The sequence below is a fragment of the Candidatus Ancaeobacter aquaticus genome, from assembly GCA_030765405.1.
In the GTDB taxonomy this organism is placed as follows: Bacteria; Auribacterota; Ancaeobacteria; order Ancaeobacterales; family Ancaeobacteraceae; genus Ancaeobacter; species Ancaeobacter aquaticus.
The window spans coordinates 1-5,630 of record JAVCCP010000072.1 but is presented as its reverse complement, the minus strand read 5'-3'; the positions used below and the strand labels follow the sequence as shown (position 1 = coordinate 5,630).

General features: G+C 37.0%; 4 protein-coding genes. All 4 read left to right on the top strand.

The window, feature by feature from the left end:
- Positions 1-513: 513 nt before the first annotated feature.
- Positions 514-4,440: a hypothetical protein gene (locus tag P9M13_10290; GenBank protein MDP8263672.1), complete on the top strand. Its 3,927-nt coding sequence runs from the start codon at positions 514-516 to the stop codon at positions 4,438-4,440.
- Between the two features lie 83 nt (positions 4,441-4,523).
- On the top strand, positions 4,524-4,676 hold the full coding sequence (locus P9M13_10285) for a hypothetical protein (protein MDP8263671.1): 153 nt from the start codon (positions 4,524-4,526) through the stop codon (positions 4,674-4,676).
- A gap of 114 nt (positions 4,677-4,790) precedes the next feature.
- A complete protein-coding gene (locus tag P9M13_10280; GenBank protein ID MDP8263670.1) occupies positions 4,791-5,111 on the top strand; it encodes a hypothetical protein in 321 nt (106 codons plus the stop codon).
- A 263-nt stretch (positions 5,112-5,374) separates the two neighbouring features.
- Positions 5,375-5,630, top strand: a 256-nt coding sequence (locus P9M13_10275; GenBank protein ID MDP8263669.1) for a hypothetical protein, incomplete at its 3' end; no start/stop codon positions are given.

The window sequence follows — 5,630 nt, the reverse complement described above, 5'->3', positions numbered from 1 at the left end:
GGGTGTTGAAGTCGAAGCATAAGACAGAATAATGTGACACTCTCCAAACCGAAAGGGGAGAGTAACAGGGAACACAAAGCATGTCTAAGTGTGACGGCCATATTATATCTACTCGACCAGAACTCCGCGACTAGACTGCCTGCCTTATATGATGTTGGCTTATTCATTCAGAAAAATATTCATTTTGAAAAAATTACTCTTTCCATAATCCTTTTTCTTAAATGCATGCTTATATCTCCTTCTCATGCAGACATTTAGCAATATCCCTATTGACAAAACCACATTTATAGTTTATAATATGAATATTATGTATATAATGATAAGTAAAACCTTGGGGGTAGGATGTTTAACTTAGTTTTCATCCTATGTCCTGATGTTGTTTTTATAAAAAGAGAACTTTTCTTGTGAGAATGCAAGAAAAGAAAAAGTCTTTGTGTTTAAGAACCAAGAGCAAGAGCTTAGATGCAGAGATGCATTGCATTTTCTTTAAATGAAATGAATTTTTGGGAAAGAATGAAAAGTAAAGTAATACATAAAAAGTTATTCATAAAGATTATCGCCCTTGCGGTAACGATTGTATTTCTGTGCCAAAATGCTACATATGCTCTTGCTCCTTCATACAAAAAAGACATCATGCAAAAAATGCAGGAAATAGGAAATAAGTTAAAGGAACGGAGAGAATCTGTTGATAGAGCGATTGAGGTATACAAAACTGCAGTAGAAAATGGAAATATAGAAGATATAAAAGCTGCACGACGTGAATTGCTTACTTTTATGAGTAAATGGGAACCTGACAAAGATGACCGCAAAAGACACTTTGAAGGAGGTATCAGCAGCGATGAAGCTTATAAAGCTACTGTTGCAGCAAGAAGAGTCCTAGCAGAACAGGCACAGAAGTATACACATGCGCAATTAGTAAAATTAGCAATGTTTGGGATCCGACCATCTACACAGACGCTCTTAAAAAGCTTAACAACGTCAACAGAAAATCTTATTGATAAAGGTAAAGATGCTTTAAAAACAAGTGATTACAAAAAAGTAAAAAAGCTGTGTTTACAGCTAAAAGTCATAAAACAAAAATTAAATAATGTAAAAGAAGGGGGGGTTAACCTTTTTTTAGAAACTTATCTTACCGTAGATATAGGAAAAATAGACGATTTTAGCAAACTAGTGGCTGATATAAGTCCTACACGATTTGCTACAGATAAAACAAAGGGTCCTGCCTTAACAGAGCCAGTGAAGAAAGAGCTCAGGGTTGAATTTGCTTTAGCTGAAAAAAAAGATATAACTGCTGATGTGCTGGAAGCAAAGGAAAAGGGAGTTAATCAAACTGAGTCTGAGCTTTTAGATCTTTTAAGTGATGGAAATATTATTGTTGAGCTAATAAAAGATGCGGGGCTTGGCAAGAAAATGAAGGAATACGGTATACACAGTTTCTGGACTACAGATTATGAGGGAAAAATACATATTTACGTTTCCGAACTTGACCCTAATTTAACACACGATTTAAAGGAAATAAATAAATTCAGAAATTTTCTTGAGGAGTATGTATTAGAAAAAACAACTAATATAGATGAAAGAGTAGAGAAACTTAACGAAGCACTAGGTATGAGCACAGAGAACCTCATATCACGTGAAGATCTCTACAGAATGGCCAGCCAAGCAATGCGCTGGGAGGATACTTTGGATACTTTTTTAAAGGATCTTCAATATCCAAAAGCACTAAAAGTACCGGAGTATTATACATTTAACAATGATGATGATGCTTATAAAAAAGCAGTTGAGGATTTCCGTACAAGGTGTAAAGATTTTATACTCAATACACCAAAAAACCTCGAAAACATTGCCTCTAATCTTTTCCTTTCTAAAGATGCAAAAGGCCAAGCAAAACAAACAGCGCTAAAAATGCGTGAAATGAGTGTATCGGGTTTATTGCACATCTGGGATAGGGATTCAAAGCGGTCTATAACCAGTGACGTACCAACAATGCACTTACTTGTCGATGCTTTATTGCTTGAAAAAAAATATATAAAAGAAGGGGAATTTAATAAGGAGACAATAAAATTACTTAACAGACTTATCACAAGTTCAATTGTTAAAATCTGTAAGAGAATAACAAAAAAAGTACCAGCACAAAAAACTGCTAAAACTGCTAAACCTGCTGAACATTACTGGGCTATTTCAGCTTTAATGTCAATTGCAGATAACGAGGATCTTGAACTAAACCCTTCAAGTGAACTAATAGACTTTTTACTGCTAGAAATCAAAGACGAAAAGAAAAAATTAAACCAAAACCAAAAAATATATTTCATCAAAACTCTTTTGGATACTATAGATAGGACAGATGAGAAATTTGTTTATTCTGGTAAGGCGTTAGAAGAAAATATAGACGAAGTTCAAGATGTTATAGATGCAGTAGAACGCGAAGTAGATTTAATTTTATTAGGAGCAAGCAATTTGAACGATGACAAAATTAAAGAAGCAGAAGATTTAATAGGTCTTCTTGATAATTTCAAAAAGCTATACCCCGACAACAAAAAGACAATGTTAAAAGTTGAAAAAGCAAAAGGGGTTTTAGCACTAAAAAAAATGATTATTAAAATAGAAAATATCACTAAATACCCTATTATTAGGATATTAAACGAGTTAGAAGAAACTCTCAAAAGACTTCCGGAAAACGTATATTTTAGCGATTGGGAAGATAGGGAAGGAGAGGAACCTAGTGAGCTTAGTGGGCTTAGAGCTGGAATTGAGGTAGCGAAGTCTGTTGGCCCTGAATATTCTGCCATGAAGAAGAAAATGATTAATAATAAGATTGCTAGTTTGGAGGAACTCATCAATAGCGTATCAGCAAGCAAGATGCAAAAAAAATTAAATCATGAAATTGATAAAGTAATATCTAAAACCAACTTTTTGTTTCCGGGTCAAAGTCAAGGTAAGCTGAAAAAACAAGATATTAGCTCACAGCAAAGACCGTTGCACATCCGGAAATTAGAAGAAATATTCAAGGCTATGAAGGAGATTCAAAAAAAGATAAATGAGAGAGCAGGACAATTTAACACAGAAGAAGCAGAAACAAAATTAAATACGTTATCAATAAAAGGAATAGAACAAGCTGAAATCTATGTATCCGACAAGTATGACATGGTAAGCCATTACGACCTCCTAGGAGACACACCGAAGGCAGAAGAAACGCAAAAATTATACAAAGAATTAAAGAAGTTAAAAAGACTATTCAGGGAAAACAAAAGCGATAAAAAAAACATTGCAGAGTCGAGACTTGTACTGTTGAAAAGGGTTGAGAAAATGCTATCTATTATTCCTACTGCAACAGTTGAAACCAGTTCCTTTGAAGGGACACCCGATTCGAAAGAATTAAGGGATTTGATGAAGGATAGATTTGATCGTGGAGACTACGGCTTCCTAAACCTCCCCACTGCCGAACCCGGCAAACTGCAGGGTGAGGATAATAAAGTTGAATGGTTTTTAATAAAGAGTTTCTATGATGATGTGATGGCAAACCATGTAAAGGAGAAATACCGTGACGGTACCAACGGCACCAACGGTATCAAAAATGAACTTAGTATTGTTGTTATGAAGGATCTGCCGATAGCCGGCCATCACGGCTCGGGCGGCGGCAGAGGTATTGAATCCGCCTATATTGATTGGGAAATCCTGAAAGATATGGCGGGTAGCAGTGAGGTAAGCGCGGCATACTTTGCCAGTTGGCTGGAGCACGAGTATAGAGAACGATGTCTTGGCGAGTCCCACGAATACCTCACAGAAACCGATCCCAATTACAAACCCGCCTTCGCATACATGAAATCAAAACTGCATAACCGCTTAAAAGAAAAATATATTGACCTGTACATAGTGAATGAGGATTACCTGTCCATATATCATTTCCTGAATAATCCTGAATTTGTGCAAAATAGAAAAGATATCTTCGCGTTTTCAAGCGCTTTGTTTAACGCTGATCAAACCCTTGATGAACTCGGTGTTGTTCTGGCAGAATTGCAGCTTGCCGGCAACAAGGAAGATATATGGATCAAAATAACAGACGAAAAAGAAAGGCAAAGGTTTGAAGAATTGCCCAAACAGTTTAAGTTCTTAAAGATATTGGATCAGGACCAGTACGCTTCCATGATTTCGCAGGCCCCGGTAAATGTCATAAAGGTCGCGTTTGAGGACGATACGACTATGGGCAAGCTTGATATAGCCGTACCGATGCCGCAGGAGGGTAAGGCCGTTAACACCTTCAGCGTCTTTATCGCCGCTTTAAGTAAGGACGAAAGCCTTATAAAGACCGTTGATGAAAAGACAATGATGGAAATCCTAACCTATATTGAGGGAACCAATTATGCCTCACCTATGAAAGACGATTACAAGAATAAGATAGAGTCGTATAGACATAGCGCCATCACCCTAATCTCCGCCTAACTACACTATAATACTCCCCAAAATTCGGACCAGTGGATAAGATAGAAAAATGAGGTATAATAGTAGTCCAAACCACGGGAGGGGTGAAATGGAAACAAGAACTAAGGCAAAAGCTTCCGGGATTATTTAGTGGGAATAAAGATCCTGAAGAAAAGGATAAGGCGCAACTGGTTGATAATTTATATAAACGGATTGGGCAATTAGAGATGAAAAATAATTGGCTTTATAAATGGTAGCTGCTACCATTTATAATCGGTCGTCTCGGTCTTACATGAAAAAAGTTCTTCGCAAAGAAGCGCTAAACGCCGATTATCCTTCTGAACAATTAACTTAAAAAGGTAATATATTAGATGAAAAGATTAAATGTATGTTTGTTGTTTTTAGTATGTTTTGTTTTTATTAATTATTGTGCTTATGCAGGTGAAGTTCAATTGGCCCCTGACGGGACATATGTAGGCGGGGAGCCGCATATGACTCTTGATGGTAAGTATGTAGGAGGCGAACCTGAGTTGGCTCCTGATGGAACATATGTAGGTGGCGAACCGCATATGGCTCTTGATGGCACGTATGTAGGAGGCGAACCTGAGCTAGCACCAGATGGAAGCTATGTAGGCGGTGGCCCTCAAATAACACCGGACGGGACTTATGTAGGTGGTGGGGATGATTGGTAGGGAAAATGGGTAATACCTAATTTAAATAGAATTAAGTAAAAAAATAGGTGTGACCCATTTATTTGTAATTTTAGGTATGCCCCTTTTTATTTACGCTTAAAGATTGAGTCAGGTATGACAAAGTGATAAAATATGGCTATGACAAGAGTTGTTCCAATAAATGGTCGTTGCAACTATTTGTTTAAGATTAATGAATAGGTGTGACCCCTTTAAATATCAGAAGGACCAGATACGATTACTCTTAAAAAGGATCCTTTTATAGAATGAAATTAATTATCCATCGTGGGGCGAAAGAAATCGGCGGAAGCTGTGTTGAGATCCAAACTGACAAGACAAGGATTATTGTCGATTTTGGAATGCCGCTGGTTGACACTAATAAAGAGCAGTTTGACGCCAAGAAACTTACCGGTAAATCCGTTAATGAGCTTATAGAGGAGAAAATCCTTCCTGATGTTGAGGGTCTATACAATGATCAGGAACGGAAGATAGACGCCCTTATTATATCTCATGCTCATGCTG